The organism is Streptomyces sp. ALB3 (assembly GCF_044385685.1).
Taxonomy (GTDB): domain Bacteria; phylum Actinomycetota; class Actinomycetes; order Streptomycetales; family Streptomycetaceae; genus Streptomyces.
This window is the reverse complement of record NZ_JBISCE010000031.1, coordinates 88,046-106,786: the sequence shown is the minus strand read 5'-3', so window position 1 is coordinate 106,786 and position 18,741 is coordinate 88,046. Positions and strand designations below refer to the sequence as shown.

General features: G+C 68.9%; 17 protein-coding genes. 13 read left to right on the top strand and 4 right to left on the bottom strand.

The genetic code is table 11. The features are described from left to right. Positions 1-40 precede the first annotated feature (40 nt). The 4 genes from ACHFIV_RS19255 (at position 41) to ACHFIV_RS19240 (ending at position 5,054) form a co-directional block, all read left to right on the top strand. A complete protein-coding gene (locus tag ACHFIV_RS19255) occupies positions 41-1,774 on the top strand; it encodes an alpha-glucosidase (RefSeq protein WP_398970318.1) in 1,734 nt (577 codons plus the stop codon). A gap of 70 nt (positions 1,775-1,844) precedes the next feature. After that, complete coding sequence (locus ACHFIV_RS19250) at positions 1,845-3,167, top strand: extracellular solute-binding protein (RefSeq protein WP_398970315.1); 1,323 nt, start codon at positions 1,845-1,847, stop codon at positions 3,165-3,167. Between the two features lie 94 nt (positions 3,168-3,261). Continuing rightward, positions 3,262-4,155: a carbohydrate ABC transporter permease gene (locus ACHFIV_RS19245; protein WP_398970312.1), complete on the top strand. Its 894-nt coding sequence runs from the start codon at positions 3,262-3,264 to the stop codon at positions 4,153-4,155. Between the two features lie 2 nt (positions 4,156-4,157). Further along, a complete protein-coding gene (locus ACHFIV_RS19240; protein ID WP_398970309.1) occupies positions 4,158-5,054 on the top strand; it encodes a carbohydrate ABC transporter permease in 897 nt (298 codons plus the stop codon). A gap of 247 nt (positions 5,055-5,301) precedes the next feature. On the opposite strand, the gene ACHFIV_RS19235 is transcribed toward ACHFIV_RS19240, so the two are convergent. The 3 genes from ACHFIV_RS19235 to ACHFIV_RS19225 all read right to left on the bottom strand — a co-directional run bounded on the left by ACHFIV_RS19235 (position 5,302) and on the right by ACHFIV_RS19225 (position 8,387). Beyond that, positions 5,302-6,639, bottom strand: coding sequence for a salicylate synthase (locus ACHFIV_RS19235; RefSeq protein ID WP_398970306.1), 1,338 nt, complete (start codon positions 6,637-6,639; stop codon positions 5,302-5,304). Beyond that, positions 6,560-7,441, bottom strand: a complete 882-nt coding sequence (locus tag ACHFIV_RS19230; RefSeq protein WP_398970303.1) for a class I SAM-dependent methyltransferase — start codon at positions 7,439-7,441, stop codon at positions 6,560-6,562. The genes ACHFIV_RS19235 and ACHFIV_RS19230 overlap by 80 nt, the downstream gene beginning before the upstream one ends. A 307-nt stretch (positions 7,442-7,748) precedes the next feature. Then, positions 7,749-8,387 (bottom strand): TetR/AcrR family transcriptional regulator, encoded by a 639-nt coding sequence (locus ACHFIV_RS19225; protein ID WP_398970300.1) that lies wholly within the window; start codon positions 8,385-8,387, stop codon positions 7,749-7,751. Between the two features lie 119 nt (positions 8,388-8,506). On the opposite strand from ACHFIV_RS19225, the gene ACHFIV_RS19220 reads away from it, so the two are divergent. Continuing rightward, on the top strand, positions 8,507-9,295 hold the full coding sequence (locus ACHFIV_RS19220) for an SDR family NAD(P)-dependent oxidoreductase (RefSeq protein ID WP_398970297.1): 789 nt from the start codon (positions 8,507-8,509) through the stop codon (positions 9,293-9,295). A gap of 313 nt (positions 9,296-9,608) precedes the next feature. On the opposite strand, the gene ACHFIV_RS19215 is transcribed toward ACHFIV_RS19220, so the two are convergent. Continuing rightward, on the bottom strand, positions 9,609-10,643 hold the full coding sequence (locus ACHFIV_RS19215; RefSeq protein ID WP_398970294.1) for a squalene/phytoene synthase family protein: 1,035 nt from the start codon (positions 10,641-10,643) through the stop codon (positions 9,609-9,611). Positions 10,644-11,254: 611 nt separating this feature from the next. On the opposite strand from ACHFIV_RS19215, the gene ACHFIV_RS19210 reads away from it, so the two are divergent. The 8 genes from ACHFIV_RS19210 to ACHFIV_RS19175 all read left to right on the top strand — a co-directional run bounded on the left by ACHFIV_RS19210 (position 11,255) and on the right by ACHFIV_RS19175 (position 18,682). After that, a complete protein-coding gene (locus tag ACHFIV_RS19210; protein WP_398970292.1) occupies positions 11,255-12,985 on the top strand; it encodes an FAD-dependent oxidoreductase in 1,731 nt (576 codons plus the stop codon). Next, positions 12,961-13,329 (top strand): nitroreductase/quinone reductase family protein, encoded by a 369-nt coding sequence (locus ACHFIV_RS19205; RefSeq protein ID WP_398970289.1) that lies wholly within the window; start codon positions 12,961-12,963, stop codon positions 13,327-13,329. The genes ACHFIV_RS19210 and ACHFIV_RS19205 overlap by 25 nt, the downstream gene beginning before the upstream one ends. A 376-nt stretch (positions 13,330-13,705) precedes the next feature. After that, the gene (locus ACHFIV_RS19200; protein WP_398970430.1) at positions 13,706-13,984 is read left to right on the top strand and encodes a hypothetical protein; all 279 of its coding nucleotides are present in this window, start codon (positions 13,706-13,708) and stop codon (positions 13,982-13,984) included. After that, the gene (locus ACHFIV_RS19195; protein WP_398970286.1) at positions 13,978-14,862 is read left to right on the top strand and encodes a HipA family kinase; all 885 of its coding nucleotides are present in this window, start codon (positions 13,978-13,980) and stop codon (positions 14,860-14,862) included. Before ACHFIV_RS19200 ends, ACHFIV_RS19195 begins: the two co-directional genes overlap by 7 nt. Then, positions 14,859-15,242 (top strand): DUF3037 domain-containing protein, encoded by a 384-nt coding sequence (locus tag ACHFIV_RS19190; protein ID WP_398970283.1) that lies wholly within the window; start codon positions 14,859-14,861, stop codon positions 15,240-15,242. Before ACHFIV_RS19195 ends, ACHFIV_RS19190 begins: the two co-directional genes overlap by 4 nt. A gap of 200 nt (positions 15,243-15,442) precedes the next feature. After that, positions 15,443-16,204 carry a 3-oxoacyl-ACP reductase FabG gene (gene fabG / locus ACHFIV_RS19185; protein ID WP_398970281.1) on the top strand — a complete coding sequence of 254 codons (762 nt, stop codon included), beginning with the start codon at positions 15,443-15,445 and terminating at the stop codon, positions 16,202-16,204. A gap of 22 nt (positions 16,205-16,226) precedes the next feature. After that, positions 16,227-16,982, top strand: coding sequence for an SDR family oxidoreductase (locus ACHFIV_RS19180; RefSeq protein WP_398970278.1), 756 nt, complete (start codon positions 16,227-16,229; stop codon positions 16,980-16,982). A 119-nt stretch (positions 16,983-17,101) separates the two neighbouring features. Then, on the top strand, positions 17,102-18,682 hold the full coding sequence (locus tag ACHFIV_RS19175; RefSeq protein ID WP_398970276.1) for an ABC transporter substrate-binding protein: 1,581 nt from the start codon (positions 17,102-17,104) through the stop codon (positions 18,680-18,682). Positions 18,683-18,741: the final 59 nt, after the last annotated feature.

Below are 18,741 nucleotides of genomic sequence, written 5' to 3'. Positions count from 1 at the left end.
AGTCACTAAAAGTAACCATGCGAACACTGTGAGGTCTGACGTGCCCGAAATCGAAGCCAATCCCGCCGACGCCTGGTGGAGCGAAGCGGTGGTGTACCAGATCTACCCCCGCAGCTTCGCGGACTCCAACGCGGACGGCGTCGGCGACCTGCAAGGCATCATCGAACGGCTCGACTACCTGTCCCAGCTCGGCGTCGACGTCCTGTGGCTGTCCCCTGTCTACCCGTCCCCGCACGACGACAACGGGTACGACATCAGCGACTACCAGGACATCGACCCGCTCTTCGGCACCCTCGCCGACTTCGACCGGCTCCTTGGCGCCGTCCACGAGCGTGGCATGAAGCTCGTCATGGACCTGGTCGTCAACCACACCTCCGACGAGCACCCCTGGTTCACCGCCTCCCGCGACGAAGGCCCCCAGGGCAGCAAGCGGGACTGGTACATCTGGCGCCCCGCCCGCGAGGGCATGGAGCCGGGCACCCCCGGTGCGGAACCCAACAACTGGGGCTCCTTCTTCTCCGGCCCCACCTGGACCTACGACGAGAAGAGCGGCGAGTACTACCTGCACTTGTTCTCCCGCAAGCAGCCCGACCTCAACTGGGAGAACCCCGACCTGCGCCAGGCGGTCCACGCCATGATGCGCTGGTGGCTCGACCGGGGCGTCGACGGCTTCCGCATGGACGTCATCAACCTCATCTCCAAGACACCCGGCCTTCCCGACGGCATCGTGCCCGAGGGTGCCTTGCACGGGGACGGCAGCCCTCACTACATCTGCGGCCCCCGCATCCACGAGTACCTGGCGGAGATGCACCGCGAGGTCTTCGAAGGCCACCCGCGCCGCCTGCTCACCGTCGGCGAGATGCCCGGCGTCACCGTCGAGGACGCCAAACTTTTCACCGACCCCTCCCGCCGCGAGCTCGACATGGTCTTCCAGTTCGAGCACGTCGGCCTCGACCAGGGCCCCGGAGGCAAGTTCGACGTCCGCCCGCTGAAGCTGACCGACCTCAAGGCAAGCCTCGGCCGCTGGCAGACCGGCCTGGGCGAGACCGGCTGGAACAGCCTGTACTGGAACAACCACGACCAGCCCCGCGCCGTCTCCCGCTTCGGCGACGACAGCCCCGCCTACCGCGACCGCTCCGCGAAACTCCTCGCCACCGTCCTGCACCTCCACCGCGGCACGCCCTACGTGTACCAGGGCGAGGAACTCGGTATGGCCAACGCCCCGTTCGCCTCCATCGAGGACTTCCGCGACATCGAGTCCCTCAACCACCACCGCGAGCAGACCGCCCTCGGCGTCGATGAGGAACGCATCCTGGCAGGGCTGCGCCACCGCAGCCGGGACAACGCCCGCACCCCCGTGCAGTGGGACGCCACCCAGAACGCCGGCTTCAGCGCCGGCACTCCCTGGATCGCGGCGAACCCCGACCACACGCGTGTCAACGCCAAGGCCCAGCTCGCCGACCCCGACTCCGTCTTCCACTACTACCGCCGCCTCATCGCCCTGCGGCACACCGAGCCCGCCCTCACCCACGGCGACTTCCACCTGCTGTACCCCGACCACGAGCAGCTCTACGCCTTCACCCGCCACGACGCGGCATCCGGCACCGAACTGCTGGTCCTCGCCAACTTCAGCGGAGCCGACCTCACCGTCGACCTGCCCGACGGCTGGGAACACAGCGAAACCCTCATCGCCAACGTCCCGGCCTCCACACCTCTCACGGCCCCTCACACCCTGCAGCCCTGGGAAGCGCGCGTCCACCGCCGCAACGCCTGAGCAGCCCCACCTGAACACCCGTACCGCCTCCCCCCGCACCGCCCTGACCCTGCACATCCAAGGAATCCTCATGACGAACATGCGCTTCCGTGCTCCGCGCCGCACCACCCGACGAGCCCTGCTCGCCGTGTCCGCTCTGGCACTCGTGGCACCGCTGACCGCCTGTGGCGGCGGATCGGACACCGCGGCGGGTGACGGCAAGACTCTGCGCCTGTGGCACTACGAGCAGGAGGACGGAGCCCTGAGCAACGCCTGGGACTCGGCCATCGCGGAGTTCAAGAAGACCCACCCCGACGTGAAGGTCGTCTTCGAACGCAAGACGTTCGAGCAGATACAGCAGAACGCGGGCATGATCCTGAACTCCGACAAGGCGCCCGACGTCATGGAGTACAACAAGGGCAACGCCACCACCGGCCTGCTCGCCAAGCAGGGCCTGCTCACCGACCTGACCTCCGTCGCGAAGGAACGCGGCTGGGACAAGAAGATCAGCGAGAGCGCGTCCGTCACCGCCCGCTACGACGCCGACGGTGAAATGGGCGGCGACAAGTGGTACGGCGTCCCCAACTACGGCGAGTTCGTCCTGGCGTACTACAACGACGACCTCTTCAAGAAGCACGGCATCACCAAGCCCACCGACCTCCAGAGCTTCGAGGCCGCACTGGCCGGCTTCAAGGCCGCCGGGATCACGCCGCTCGCCAACGCGGGCAACGACCACCCCGCCGGCCACTGGCTCTACCTCCTGGCCCTGGCGAAGGCGAACGACGCCTGGGTCGACGACTACCAGCTCTACAAGGGCAAGGTCGACTTCCACGGCCCGGAGTGGACCTACGCGGTCGAGACCTACAAGGACTGGCTCGACAAGGGCTACTTCGAGAAGAAGGACGTCGGCCTCAAGGGCAGCGACATGACCGAGCAGTTCGTCTCGCAGAAGCGCCCGATCATGGTCGGCGGCAACTGGTGGTTCGGCGGCCTGACCACCGACATCACCGACTTCACCTGGTCCACCGCCGCCTATCCCGGGAGCAGGAAGACCCTCGGCTCCGGCGGCAACCACTGGGTCGTGCCCACCAAGGCGAAGAACAAGAAGCTCGCCGAGGACTTCATCGACATCACCATGTCGGACAAGATCCAGAAGATCCTCGGGGAAGAGGGCAACGTCCCTCTCGCCGTGAAGCCGGACTCCATCGAGAACCCCAAGTCCCGCGAGCTCATCACCGCGTTCCACACCTACCAGGACGGCAAGGGGCTCGCCTTCTACCCGGACTGGCCGGCACCCGGCTACTACGACACCTGGATGGGCGCCACCCAGAACCTCATGAACGGCGGCAAGCCCCACGCCGTCCTCGACGAGCTCAAGGCCCCCTACGAGAAGTACACCGCCTCGCGGCGCTGAGGCCGACCCGCCCGCACCCGCGCGTCAGTCCCTTCTTCCCGGGGACGGCGGCCCGCCCGCACCGGGCCGCCGTCCCGCCCCTCTTGGAGCAACAGTGAAAACCACACGTCACCCGCGGCCCACGGGGTACGCCGTCTTCCTGGCCCCCGGCCTGCTGCTGAGCCTGCTCTTCCTCGTCGTCCCGCTGGTGATGACCTTCTACTACAGCCTCACCCAGTGGCAGGGCGTCGGAGAGCCCACCTGGATCGGCTTCGACAACTACACCCGCCTGTTCAGCGACGCCGACTTCTGGGCCTCGTTCCGCAACATCGCCTTCGTCATCGTCGGCATCGCCGTCGTCCCCACCCTGCTCGGGCTCTTCCTCGCAGCCCTGCTGTTCGACTACATCGGCAAGAAGCACGGCGACGGGTTCGTCAGCCTCTTCCGCTCCGGCCTCTACCTGCCCCAGGTCATCCCCGTCGCCGTCACCGGGCTGATGTGGGGCTGGATCCTCGCCCCAGAAGGCGCAGTCAACAGCGTCCTCGAAAAGATCGGCCTGAACTCCCTCGCCCAGAACTGGCTCGGAGACCCCGACCTCGCCCTGTGGATGGTCCTCGCCGTCCTCGTCTGGATGCAGCTCGGCTACCCCCTGGTGCTGTTCCTGTCCGGGCTCCAGCGCATCGACCCCGAACTGTACGAAGCCGCCTCCCTCGACGGCGCCACCTGGTGGCAGCGCTTCACCCGCATCACCGTGCCCATCCTGCGGCCCGAGGTATACGTCGTCCTCGTCACCACCACCATCGCCGGCCTGAAGGTCTTCGCCCAGATCTTCGTCCTCACCGGCGGCGGCCCCGGCAACTCGACCCTCGTCCCCGCCTACTTCGCCTACCAGAACTTCTTCGAGCGCGCCGACGTCGGATACGGCTCCGCCATCTCCAGCACGATCACCCTGCTTGTGCTGGTCATCGCCGGAACGATGCTCACCCGCCAGGCCCGCGAGGACGGATGACCATGACCACGCACACCACCCCCGCGGCACCCCCGAGCCACCGGCGCGAAGACCGCAAGGCCAAAGCCTCGGGCAACCGCCGCACCCCCGGCTCCTACGCCGTCCTGGCCGCTGTCGCCGTGTTCGTCCTCGCGTTCCTCGCGCCCTTCGCCGTCATCCTGCTCAACTCGTTCAAGACGAGCGCGGACTTCCGCACCAACGGCTCGCTGTCCCTGCCCGACCAGTGGAACTGGAGCATCATCGCCGACGTCTGGGAACGCGTCGGCTTCACCCAGAAGCTCCTCAACAGCGTCCAGATCAGCCTCGGCGTCGTCCTCATAGCCGTCCTGTTCGCCCTCTTCAACGCCTACGCCATCGGCATCGGCCGCATCCGCTGGCGCACCCCCTTCCTCATCTTCTTCCTCGGCGTCAACGTCCTGCCGCAAGAGGGCCTCGTCTACCCCATCTACTACCTCTTCAAGGAGATGGGTCTCTACGACGGGAAGCTCGGCTACACCATCCTCGTCGGCATCACCTACAGCGCCTTCGGCACCTACCTGCTCTCCTCCGTCTTCGCCGGCTTCCCCCGCGAACTCATCGAAGCCGCCTCCATGGACGGAGCCGGCCGATGGACCATCCTGTGGCGCATCGTCCTGCCCATGAGCTGGCCCACCCTCTCGGTGATGTGCGTCTTCTTCTTCGTCTGGAGCTGGAACGAGTTCCTCTACCCCCTCGTCCTGCTCATCTCCAACGCCAACCAGACCGTCCCCCTCGGCCTGTCCGTCATGCAGGGCCAATACACCAGCGATCCCACCGCCATGAGCGCCGCGGCCCTCCTCGGTGTCGTCCCCATGGTCGTCTTCTTCCTGATCTTCCAGCGCTCCCTCACCCGCGGCATGACCGCCGGAGCGGTCAAGTAGGCCACCCGCGCCACCCCGAAGCCACCCCGGATCCGGCACGCACTGCCCCGCCGCCGGATCCGGGGTACGCGCACGCCCTGCCCCGAGCGGCCTCCGCAGCGCACGCGCCCGCTGCGGACATCCCTGCCCGGGAGGGCGGAGCGTGCTGTGCGGCTCTCTGTACGAGGTGGGGAGGCCGGGCCGTGGTGCCGGTGCCGCACGACCCCGCCGCCGTGCCGGGGACCACGCACGTGGTTGCCGCAGCACCTCACCCACCGGCATCCGGGGGAGCGGCCTCACCGGGCGGTGCATCGCCTCGTGCCTCCGGGCCGCCGATGGCGGCCGGGACGAGATGGTGGGCGACGCCGCGCAGCTTCTCGCACGTCTCCTCGTGCTCGCGTTCGGGCTGGGACTGCCGCACGATGCCGGCCCCGGACTGGAGCCAGCATCGGCCGTCCCGTCGGAAGATGCTGCGCAGGACGAGGGCGGCGTCGAGAGTGCCGTCGGCATCGCAGGTCAGAACGGCGCCCGCGTACAGGCCGCGTGGCTTTCCTTCGAGGGCCCGGATGAGGGGGTACGCCGGCTCCTTGGGGATACCCGTCGCGGTGACCGCCGGGAAGAGGGCCGCGAACGCGTCCCAGGGGCCGCAGCCGGGAAGGAGGTGGCCCGTGATCGTGGAGGCCAGGTGCTGGACGGTACCGCGGTCTACGACGGTCATGTACTCGCTGACACAGGTGTCGTCGCACACCGAGCCGAGGTCCTCCAGCGCGAGCGTGACGGAGATGGCGTGCTCGTGGATCTCTTTCGGGTCGCCGAGGAGGTCAGCACGCAGCCGGGCGTCGTCGCCGGGCGCTCCGCTCCGCGCCCGGGTACCGGCGAGGGGCCGCGTGGTGACGCGACCGTCGGCGGTGACCTCGGCCACCGTCTCGGGGCTGAACCCGGCCGCCTGGATGCCGCCGAGGTCCAGAAGGAACGAACGTGCCGGCGTGTTGGCCCGGCGCCCCGTGACAAAGCTGGTGACCAGGTCCACGGCGACCGGTACGGGGACCTGCCTGGAGAGGATGACCTTTTCCAGCGGGCCCTGGCTCCGCACTTCCAGCAGAGCCGCCGCGACCGCTGCCCGGTAGTTGCCGGTGTCCTCCAGGGGGAGCACGATCCGCCCGGCCGGCTCCGGCGTAGGCGCGGTGCCGGCTGACCGGACGTGGTCGGCGATGATGTGCAGCCGCTCGGGGGCGGTGGACCGGATGAGGATGCCCGTCGCGTCGGTGCGTACCTCGTCGGTGGGCACGATCAGGTGCAGCAGGGTCTCCGTGCCCTCGGTATTCTCCCCGGCCAGCGCGGCTCCCAGTTCGAACGACGCCCACCCGTAGGCTCGCCAGCCTGCCACCGGTGCCTCGGCGAGGCGTGCCCCCACATGTGTGAGGTCTGTGGCTTCCTCTCCGCTCAGCCGGACCGAGGTCAGGACACCGCCGGCCAGAGACCAGCCGACACTGCTCTCATAGACCACGTAAGGGTCGAACAGCCCGCTACGGACCAGCCGGGTCATCAGCAGCAGCGGCTCCTCGCGTAGCGGCAGGCGCAACTCCACGTAGGGTCTGCGGGTCATCCTGCTCCTTCCTCGGGGGGCGGCGGCCCCGCACACTGATCAGCGGATAGGAGTTGATGACGAAGTCTGGGTGATGCAACAGCGCACGGAACCGGTCCAGTTCGGTGGTTGACACACCGGATGCGGTCAGTCGGCCGCTGACTTGGTCGACGTTGTGCCGATGCAGGGCGATGCCCGCGCTGCCGCCCGGCCACGCCTCGGCGTAGGTGCTCGCGGTGAGGTCACGCAGCCCGGCGGCTGCCATCGCCCCCAGCACGCGGCGCCCCCACAGCGGATCGGCCCCGGCCGTCCTCAACAGGCTCATCAGCGCCGCATGGACCCGGTCGAACAGTGCTGCCGATGAGGAGTCGGGCGCCGCCAGTACCGGCGTCCAGCCGCAGTCGAACTCCTCCAGTACCAGCCATCCGCCCGGCCGCAAGGCCCCCACGAGCTTCTGGAGCACCTCCAACCGCTCCGGCAGGTGCAGCAGCACCAGCCGTGCGTGGACGAGGTCGTAGTCTGTGCCCGGCAGCGGATCGTGGACGATGTCGTGCCGCAGCAGGCGCACATGATCAGGGCGGTGCCGTGAGGCAGCCCAGCGTGGTTCCAGCTCGGTGACCGTCACCTCCCCCTCCGTCCCCACCCGTTCACCGAGCCAGTCGCCCAGGGAAGCACTGCCGCCCCCGACCTCCAGGCACCGCCATCCTGTGGTCGGTCCGATCAGCTCCAGCTGGCGCCGGGAAACAGGGTCGTAGCACGCCTCGAGTGCGGAGAAGCGGCCTGCCGTCTGAGCGGCGTCGCTGTCGAAGAGGTAGTGGGACACGAACTGCCTCCGTCCGAGGGAGGGGAAGGCTCTCTCACATACTCACGGAGTGCGTCGAGTCCGCACAGGGCGCTGAAGAGGGTGGTGGCAGTCGAAGGGCGCACGCCTGGCTCACTCAGGTGGCGCAGCGATGCCGTCTGTGCTGCCGGAACCACACCACCCGACGACTCCGGGGGTTCACATCGGCTCGGACGGCGGGCTCATCCTCTCCGCCTTCGTGCGTCGGACCTTCCGGAGACGTGGGCTGTCGGCCTGTACGGGCGGTGGTTGCCGGCTGGTTACCCCGAGCGGTGGGGCATCCGGTGTCTCAGACGCCGTGGGCCCCCGGCGCTCCGTATCGGGTGAGCATGGTCAGCACCGCTTGGTCGACCGCGTCGGCGACGGCGGAGGCGTCGGGCTCCCAGTGTGCGAGCAGCATCCGCGGCCAGAACACGTAGTTGGAGATCATCCCGAGGAATTGGGTCGCCGCCATCTCCGCGTCGTCGAGCACGGCTGTACCGGCGGCGTTCTCCGCTTCCAGGTAGCGGCGGACCGACTCGAAGTAGGGCATCTTGCCGAGCCTGAACTGGGTCTCGCCGAGCTCGGGGAAGCGCGGTACCTCGGCGATGACGATGCGGAAGAGGGCGGCCATGCCGGGCCGGGTGAGGAGGGCGACGTAGCGGCGTCCGATGGTCTCAAGTCCCGCGCGGAGGTTCCCTGGCTCGGGCAGGCGTTCCTCCTCGTCGTCGACCTTCCACTGTTCGGTGACGATCGCCTCGAACAGGGCCGCCTTGGTGGTGAACTGCTTGAACAGGGTCGCTCTCGACACCCCGGCAGCCTCGGCGATGCGGGCCAGCGAAGTGCCGTCGTAGCCGGAGTCGAGGAACAGCTTCGTCGCCGCCTCGACGATGGACGTCCGCTTCTGCGCTGCCACGCGCCGGTGGTATTCCGAAGGCTGTGCCGTCATGTCCTCCAGTATGCCCCAGCGGCGAGGTGAGTCACTTGACTCACCTCTAGTTCCGACCCTACCTTGAGAGGGGAGGTGAGTCACTCGGCTCACCACTGATGCGCCTGGAAGGAAGCACCATGGGACGCTTCGAGGGTCAGACCGTCATCGTCACGGGCGGCAGCGGAGGCATGGGCAGCAGCCATGTGCGGGGCTACCACGCGGAGGGGGCGAACGTCGTCATCGCCGGCCGTGACGACGGCGCCTGCCGCGACCTCGCCGCTCGGCTCGGTGAGCGGGCTCTGTCCGTTCACCTCGATGTCGCCAGCGAGGACGACTGGGCGGCGGCGGTGCGAAAGGCCGAAGGCCACTTCGGGCCGATCGCCGTCCTGGTGAACAACGCGGGAGTGCAGAACCCGGCGGCCCCCATCGAGCACACCGAACTCCGTACCTGGGAACACGCCTTCACGGTGAACGTCACCGGCCAGTTCCTCGGCATCAAGGCCGTGGCACCGTCGATGCGCAGGGGCGGTGGCGGAAGCATCGTCAACATCGCCTCGACCATGGCCCACATCGGCACGGCCTTCTACGCCCCTTACACCGCCAGCAAGTGGGCCGTGCGCGGGCTGACCAAGACGGCCGCGCTGGAGCTGGGGCGGGACAACATCCGGGTCAACTCCATCCATCCCGGCGTCGTCTCCACACCGCTGATCAACGAGCCCGCGGTCGCGGGCCAGCCGGCCATCGCGGACTTCTACTCGCCCGCCCCCTTCGCCATCCCCCGCCTCGCCGAACCCTCTGACATCACCGGACTGCTGCTCTTCATCACCTCCCAGGACGCATCCTTCGCCACGGGCTCGGAATTCGTCCTGGACGGGGGCCTGCTGCTCGGCCCCGCCCTCCCACCCGAAGCCGGCATCGCGGCGTGAGGGGTGGCGCTGCCGGACGGAGCGTGCAGTCGCGGGTGTGCGACGTGTTCAAGGCGACGGACGTCGCCCCGCGGTGATGGCGGGCTGTGGCAGTCGTGATCACGGCGTCCGAACCTTCCTGGTCCGGTGGTGGCGACAGCCCTGGGAGGCGGCCGAAAGCCTGGCAGCGGGCGGCGGCCGTCGAGGGCGGTTCCCGCGCCTTCGGGCCACCCTTGCCCCGATCATGTGCGGCGCCGGGGGTTCTATGCGAGAGGTCGTAGCGACCCGCTATGTCACGCCCTTGCGTGGGGGCGGCTCGCTCCCCGGGAACGTGTCACCCACGGCCCCGGCATTCCGACGTCCGGCGCCGTTCCTGAACCAGTAGGCGCAGGCAGGCCACCGCCTGGTTTCGCACGGGACCGCGCGTCACCCCGGTACCCATCCTTGCGATGGCCTGAAGCCTCAGGTGGTGCAGGCCCAGCACGCAGCTCACCAGGGGACGGTGGCGCTCCGCCACCTCGTCGACGATCCGGCTCGCCATTCTGAGTGTGGCGTGCGCGGTATCGGCTGTCGCTGAAATCAGTGCGCGTACACCTGGAGTGTCGCGGCCCTGTTCGAGATCGCCACGCGTCACGCCGTGCCGCTCGAGGTCATCGGTAGGCAAGTACAGGTTTCCGCCCCGCAGATCCTCCGCCAGATCGGCGAGGAAGTCGGTGCGCTGGCACCCGTCGGCGAGCAGCCGACAGGAGCGTTCGAACTGCTCGTCACCACCCTCGGGCTGCGCCAAGCCAGTGATGAGCATGAGGAAGGGCCAGGTGTTCTGGTCGACGTATGCCTGGTAGTCGGACTCGTTGACGAAACCCGCGAAGGCCAAGTCCAGCTGTGCGCCCGCCAGATACGACTCGACCCACCGCCTGGGCAGACCGGACACGGCAGAAGTGTGCAGAAAGGCTCGCAGCAACGGGTGCTCCGCCCGGCCGGTGTCCAAACCGGCGCGCACAAGACCCGTCCACTGGTTGAAGCGTCGTTCCCGCTCCGCAAGGGTGCCCGTATCGCACACATCGTCGGTGTACGAGGCGAAGGCGAAACTGGCGAGCAGGTGAGGCTGGGACTCCGCCGGTGCGAGAACGCGCACGGCCGCGTAACCCGCCGGATCGGTACGCACGAGGAACCGCGCTGCCTGACCGTAGTCGGCCCTCAGTCGACGCCCGACGACTCCTGCTGCATCCAGGCCACGCCCCCAAGAACGCACGGGCTTTCCTCGCTCACATAGAGAGGTGTGCAGGAAAAAGCCCATGCGCACCGACATCGTCACCCCGAAGCCCAACGACCGGATCGCGCCACCGTCACGCCCGTCGGCCACAGACATGGCCCGACACGGCGGGCTGTCAGAGCACCGCACCACGAAGCGGCATGGTGGTCGTGCCGTCCCGAACGGTGGTCTGTAGCCGAGCGCACCGCCCAGGAGCCATGATCGTGAGGTCCGGAACGGCCGAGAGGCGGGGGGACTCGACGTCCTCCCTGGAGCCCCGTGTGCGCCAGGCACCGCTGCCAGCCTTCTGGTTGTGACCTGTGCACGCATATCCGGGCCCGTGTGGTTGACACCCGCTGGACCCTCACCCAGGGTGACCCGTAGTGTGCGGGCCGTGATGCCTGTCTCCTGTCATCCTCCATCGGCCCGGTTGCCCCTCACCCCGGCACCCCCTACTGCCGCGAACCGGCAGTTACCCGAAGTGCTGAACCTGAACCTGCCTGCGGGGCAGCTGAGGGGCACCATCGGGGAGAACGCGGCGGGCAAGAGCAACCTGCTGGGCATTCTCGTCGGTGGGCTTGAGCGCTGGCGGGCACAACCGACAAGCAGTCCCCGGGACGGCAGCCTCTTCCACCGGCATCGGGACACCTGCCCCCCGGCCAACCCCGCCACCTTCTTGCCCCGAGCTCGGAACCGGGCCCAGGGGCCCGGTCGGGGACATGGCACCCATGCCTGACCAGGCTGGCGCCTACCCGCACGAGGCCCTCATCGATGTCCTGGTCATCGGCTCCGGGTTCGGGGGAAGCGTGGCCGCACTGCGGGCGACCGAGAAGGGGTACCGGGTCACCGTCATCGAGGCCGGTCGCCGCTTCGCCGACACCGACTTCGCCACCAACCCCTGGCAGGTGCGGCGCCTGCTGTGGGCACCCCGCCTCGGCCTGCACGGCATCCTGCGCCTCCATCCGCGCCGCCGACTCCTGACCCTGACCGGCACCGGGGTCGGCGGAGGATCCCTGGCCTACGCCGCCGTTCACTACCAGCCCGACGACACTGCCTTCCAGGCATCGCCATGGGACCAGGCGGTTGACTGGGCGGCGGAACTCGCCCCGCACTACGCCCGGGCCGAACGGATACTGGGTACCACCGCCGTGCCCACCATGGCGGCCGCGGACCAAGTGCTACGGCAGACCGCGGACGATCTCGGCGTCGGGGCCACGTTCCACCCCACCCGGGTCGGCATCCACTTCGCCACCCCAGGGCGGCAGACATCCGACCCCTACTTCGGCGGAGAGGGACCGGCCCGAACGGGCTGCACCCTGTGCGGACAGTGCACAACCGGCTGCCCCACCGGAGCGAAGAACACCTTGGTCAAGAACTACCTGTACCTCGCCGAGCAGGCCGGCGCCCGCATCCAGGCCATGACCCGCGCCACCACCCTGCGCCCGCAGCCTGACGGCACCTGGCACGTCCACACGACCCGCACGCCCACCGGCCTCCGGCCCGCACGCCGCACGCAGGAGGTCTTGACTGCCCGACAGGTGGTCCTGGCCGCCGGCGCCTGGGGAACCACCGAACTGCTGCATCGCTCACGCCCCCACCTGCCCCTCCTCTCCCCAGCCCTGGGCACCCGCACCCGCACCAACCGCGAAGTGATCACGGGTGTGGCAGCCCCCGGCTTGGACACCGGCGCCGCAGTCGCCATCACCTCCGCGATCCGCCCCGACGCCCACACCCTCCTGCAACTGTGCCGGGTCGGCCCCGGCACCCACCCGCTCGCCGCAGCCCTGCTGCCCTTCCCCTTGCCCGGACCCTGGCGCACCTTCGGTCGACGCACCGCCCTGCTCCTCGCCATGGAGCGCCGGGATTCCGCCCTGACCAGCAGCATGCGCCGCTCCCTCTTCGGCCGGCGCATGACCTTCCGGCCCGGCACCCCCCTCCCCGAACCTGTCCGTACCCGCGCAACCGACACGGCCGCCACCGCCTACGCTCGGCGCACGCAAGGCCGGGTCCGCCGCCTGGCCACCACGCTGCTGCGCATCCCGATCACCGCGCACCTCATGGGAGGCTGCCCCACCGGCACCGACCCGACCCAGCACGTCACCGACCCCTACCACCGGGCCCACGGTTACCCGAGCCTCCACATCACGGATGCATCTGCCATCCCGGCCAACCTCGGTCTCAACCCCTCCCTGACCATCACCGCCATGGCCGAGCGGGCCCTCGCCGCCTGGCCGCAGGCCGGCGCCCCGGATCCACGCCCCCGGCAAGGCGAGCCCTACCGGTCGCTGCCCACCCCCAAGGTGTCCCCATGCCCCACCCCCTCATCGTCCGCATCGGCCGCACCCGCACGTTCACCACACTCGCCCCCCGCTTTCTGCCCCGCTGCGACATCGCAGTCCACCGCCTCACCCACGGACGACTGCTCCCCAGCCGCTTGTTCATCGACACCGTCGTCCTGACGACCACCGGGTACCGCACCGGTAGAAAACGCACCACCCCGCTGTGCGCCCACGAGGATTCCGACGGCAGCTGGCTCGTCGTCGCCAGTAACTTCGGGAAGCCGCACCACCCCACCTGGAGCATCAACCTCCTCGCCACCCCCACCGCCGACGTCACCCATCGAGGCCGCACGATCACCGTCACCGCAAGGCAACTCACCGAAGAGGACAAGAGGCTCCACCAGCACCGCATCCTGAGTGCCTTGCCCGTCTACGACACCTACAACGAGCGGACCCGACGCGATATCCGCGTCTTCCACCTCACCCCCCGCCCCTGTCCCGCTTCTGCGGCATACCGGAAGTAGCGGGTTGGGGACGTCATGGCATGCGATGAGACGGGAGGAGGATACGGCGGGCCGGTCGGCGGGGGGTGCACGCCCCGACGGCAGTGCTCCTTCGGGCCCGCAGGAGAAGGAGCTGCGTCCGCCGCCGAAGAGCCCCGGCTTTCCCCGTACGGATGGAGCGAGTCGCCTTCTTCCGGAGCGTCGCTTGTGAGGCGGAGCTCCATGACATCTCACCTCCTCGGTCCGCTTCCTCCAGGTCTCGAAGTCGCTGCCGTTGAGCAGTCCGGGAAGGTGGCCTTCCCGTCATCCGCCATGTGCCGAGGGGGCGAAAGCATGGCAGGGGGTTGCGGCCCCGAAGGGCGGTTTCCACGTGCTTCGGCACACCTGCACCTCGATCATGCTGGAAGCCGGAGAGTCCGTCGTGACCGTGACGCGGTGGCTCGGGCACTCCTCGCCCGCGATCACTCTCGGTTACTATGCTCACTGCATGCCGGAGGCCGGCGGCAAGGGGCGCGGCACCATCGACGGTCTGCTCGGGGAGGGAGGGACATCGGCCTGCTGGTCGAAACTCCCCGGATTCTCCCCGGCGCCGTCGACCGGCGGTTCCCGCCGCGCCCCGCAGGAGCCTTCCGTTGATGGTAAGGCTGAAGAGATGGGTGGCCTGGGAAAGTGCTAAAAGAGGTTGTCGCGACCCGCTATGTCACGCCTTTGCGTGAGGGCGGCTCGCTCCCCGGGATCGTCGAGGCCGACGACCTGGGCACGTACGTCATGAAGTTCACCGGAGCGGGACAGGGCCGCAAGACCCTCGTCGCGGAGGTCGTCTGCGGCGAGCTCGGCCGGAGGCTGGGGCTGCGGGTGCCCGAACTGGTGACCATGCAGCTCGACCCCGTCATCGGCCTCGCCGAGCCGGACCAGGAGGTGCAGGAGCTCCTCAAGGCCAGTGCCGGGCTGAACCTCGGGATGGACTTCCTTCCGGGTTCGCTCGGGTTCGACCCCCTCGCCTACGAGGTCGGAGCCCAGGAGGCCGGAAGGGTCGTCTGGTTCGACGCGCTGATCAACAACGTGGACCGGTCGTGGCGCAACCCCAACATGCTCGTCTGGCACGGTGAGCCCTGGCTGATCGACCACGGGGCCACGATGATCTGGCACCATAACTGGCCGGGTGCGCGGGCTTCCGCGGCCAAGCCGTACAACGCCTCCGACCACGTCCTCGCGCCGTTCGGCCCGGACATCGCCGCCGCGGCCGCCGAGCTCGCCCCGCTCGTCACGGAACAACTGCTCACCGAGGTGGCGGCGGACGTGCCGGACGAGTGGCTCGCCGGCGAACCGGGCTTCGCGACCACGGACGAGCTGCGCCGTGCGTACGTGGAGACCCTGCTGGCCCGCGCCGACGGCATCCACGAGCGCATCGTCCTGGAGGCGCCCTCGAAGGCCCGGCCCTCGCAGGCTCCCGGCTGGCTCACCGAACACCTGAACCCCTGGCCGCATCCCACCAAGAAGGACCGCGACGCCCAGGCGGACGCCGGACCCAGCAGCAAGGACGGCGGCCGATGAGCGAGCGCGATGTCTTCGAGTACGCGGTCCTGCGCGTCGTCCCCCGGGTCGAGCGCGGAGAATGCTTCAACGCGGGCGTACTGGTCTACTGCCGGGCCAAGTCCTTCGTCGCCGCGCGGACACACCTGGACGAACGCAAGCTCGAGGCGCTGGACCCGCAGGCCGACGTGGCCGGTGTGCGGGCTGCCCTGCGCGCGGTCGAAGGCGTCTGCGGCGGTGGTGAGGCGGCCGGCCAGGCCGCCGGTGACGATGCCGGGCGACGCTTCCGCTGGCTGATCGCACCACGTTCCACGGTCGTCCAGCCCGGTGTCGTGCACAGTGGCCTCACCGCGGATCCGGCCGCCGAGGTGGAGCGGTTGCTCGATCTGCTGGTGCGCTGATGCGTGGAGCCGCGCCGCCGCCGGGGCCCACGGGCGGCGGCGTCGTCCGGTGTGACATGCGCCCCTGCCCCCGTGGGCCGTTGACACCGGGTGCCAGGGCTTCTAGCGTCTCGTCTGCTGAAGGTACTAAGCGGTTGCTCAGCTATCGGGAACTTCCTGACGTCCGCTGAGCCGCGATCCAAGGGCGAGGAGAACCAAGCATGTCCACCACCGAGCAGCGCGTCGCCATCGTGACGGGAGCGGCACGGGGCATCGGCGCCGCCACCGCCGTACGCCTGGCGGCCGAGGGCCGCGCCGTCGCCGTACTCGACCTCGACGAGGCGGCGTGCAAGGACACGGTCGAGAAGATCACGGCTGCCGGGGGCAAGGCCCTCGCCGTCGGCTGCGATGTGTCGGACAGCGCGCAGGTGGAAGCCGCCGTCGCGCGTGTGGCGGCCGAGCTCGGCGCCCCGACGATCCTCGTCAACAACGCGGGAGTGCTCCGCGACAACCTGCTCTTCAAGATGAGCGAGTCCGACTGGGACCTCGTGATGAACGTCCACCTCAAGGGCGCGTTCCTGATGGCCAAGGCCGTCCAGTCGCACATGGTGGAGGCCAAGTTCGGCCGCATCGTCTCGCTCTCGTCCTCCTCCGCGCTGGGCAACCGGGGCCAGGCCAACTACTCCGCAGTCAAGGCCGGCCTCCAGGGCTTCACCAAGACCCTCGCCAAGGAGCTCGGCAAGTTCGGTGTGACCGCCAACGCCGTAGCCCCCGGCTTCATCGTCACCGAGATGACCGCCCAGACGGCGGCGCGGGTCGGCATGGGCTTCGAGGAGTTCCAGGCCGCCGCCGCGACGCAGATCCCGGTGCAGCGCGTGGGGCGTCCGGAGGACATCGCCAACGCCATCGCCTTCTTCACCGGCGAGGACGCGGGCTTCGTGTCCGGGCAGGTCATGTACGTCGCCGGCGGACCGCTCAACTGACCCCGGAAGGGCAACCGACACCATGACTGTGCAGGACAGTGGCAAGGTCGCGCTCATCACGGGCGCGAGCAGGGGCATCGGCTACGGCATCGCGGAGGCGCTCGTCGCGCGTGGCGACCGGGTCGTCATCACGGGCCGGGGCGAGGACGCCCTGAAGGAGGCCGTCGAGAAGCTCGGCGCCGACCGGGCGGTAGGCATCGCGGGCAAGGCGCACGACGAGGCGCACCAGGCCGCGGCCGTCGCGCGTGCCATGGAAGCGTTCGGCCGGGTCGACTACCTGATCAACAACGCCGGTACGAACCCCGTTTTCGGGCCGATGGCCGAGCTCGACCTGAACGTCGCCCGCAAGGTCTACGAGACCAACGTGATCTCGGCGCTGGGCTTCGCCCAGCAGACCTGGAAGGCGTGGCAGAGGGACAACGGCGGGGCGATCGTCAACATCGCCTCGGTCGCGGGTGTGTCCGCGTCGCCGTTCATCGGCGCCTACGGCATGAGCAAGGCCGCGATGGTCAACCTGACCCTCCAGCTGGCGCACGAGTTCGCGCCGGTCGTGCGGGTCAACGCGATCGCGCCGGCCGTGGTGAAGACCAAGTTCGCGGAGGCGCTGTACGAGGGCCGTGAGGCCGAGGCGGCGGCGGCGTACCCGCTGGGCCGGCTCGGTGTCCCGCAGGACATCGGGGGCGCGGCGGCGTTCCTCACCTCCGCGCAGTCCGACTGGATCACGGGGCAGACACTCGTGGTCGACGGCGGCATTTTCCTGAACGCGGGCGTTGCCTGAGGGAGACCTGGGTCAGTTTGATCCTGAATGACTCAAGTGCCCCGCCGGGCCAGCGGATTGTCCCGGCGGGGCGCTGCGGTATGGTCTGCCGACCCCCAGGCCGATCGAGGAGCGTGCACGTGTTCTACCGGGCCAGTCTGCAGGCTGCTGCAGCCCTTGCTTCCCTTTCCCTGCTGGCCGGCTGCGGTCTGCTGTCCGACAGCAGTTCGGAGACGGACCAGCGGATATCGGTCGGAACGACGAGCTCGCCCTCGACCCTTGATCCGGCGGCAGCGTGGGACGGCTCCTGGGAGCTGATGAGGAACGTCTTCCAGACCCTGGTGAGCTTCCCGACCGGCAGTACCAGCCCCGAGCCCGACGCGGCGAAGGAATGCCGGTTCACCGACGCCACGAGCATGGCGTACCGGTGCACCCTGCGTTCCGGCCTCAAGTTCTCCAACGGGGAGAAGATCGACGCCGAGGTGGTGAAGTACTCCATCGACCGGATAGCGAAGATCAAGGTCAAGGGGGGCCCGGCGGGTCTCCTCGGGTCCCTCGACCGGGTGGAGACCAAGGGGGACGACACCGTCATCTTCCACCTCAGCAAGGCGGACGCGACCTTCCCGTTCATCCTGGCCACGCCGGCGATGTCGCTCGTCGCTCCCGGTGACTACCCGGCGGACAGCATCCGCGACGACGGGAAGGTCACCGGTTCGGGGCCGTACGTCCTGGACTCGTACGAGCCGGGCAAGCAGGCGGAGCTGACCAAGAACCCCAGCTACAAGGGCTTCGCCGACCGGAAGAACAACGCGGTCACGATCCGGTACTTCGAGGACTCCACACCCATGGTGGAGGCGCTGAAGAACAAGGAGATCGACGCGACCTACCGCGGCCTGACCGCCGAGGAGGTCATCGGTCTCGAGGACAACAAGAAGGACAACAACGGACTGCAGATCGTCGAGTCGGTGGGCGCCGACATCCGCTTCCTCGTCTTCAACCCCGAGGACCCGGCCGCGGGCAAGCTGGCCGTCCGGAAGGCCATCGCACAGGTGGTGGACCGTGACGCCCTGGTCGCCAAGGTCTACCGGGGTACCGCCGAACCGCTCTACTCCATGGTCCCCAAGGGCATCGCGGGTCATGCCACGAGCTTCTTCGACTCCTTCGGCGACCCGGACGTGGCCAAGGCCCGGAAGACCCTCTCCGGGGCGGGGATCGACGAGCCGGTCAAGATGACCTTCTGGTACACCACGGACCGCTACGGTTCCTCCACCGCTCCCGAGTTCGCCGAGCTGAAGCGCCAGCTCGAGGCGTCGGGCCTGTTCGAGATCACCTTGAAGAGCGCACCCTGGAAGACCTTCCAGGAGGGCTTCACCAAGGGTGAGTACCCGGTCTTCGGACGCGGCTGGTTCCCCGACTTCCCCGACCCGGACAACTTCATCGCCCCCTTCGTGGGCGAGGACAGCGTCACCGGCACCCCGTACCTCACCGACGAGATCACGCAGGAGCTGCTGCCGTCCTCCCGCAAGGAGAGCGACCGCGGAGCCGTCTCCGACCAGTTCAAGCGGGCCCAGGAGATCCTCGTCAAGGACGTGCGGTTGCTGCCCCTGTGGCAGGGCAAGCTCTACGTCGCCGCGGGCGAGGACATCGGCGGCGGCGAGCGCGCGCTCGATCCGCAGACGGTCATGCAGATGTGGGAGCTCTACCGCAAGACCAGCTGGTAGGCGGACGGCAGCGGGCTCGGCGAGGCGACTGTCAGTGGTCCCCGGTAGGTTCAGTGGTC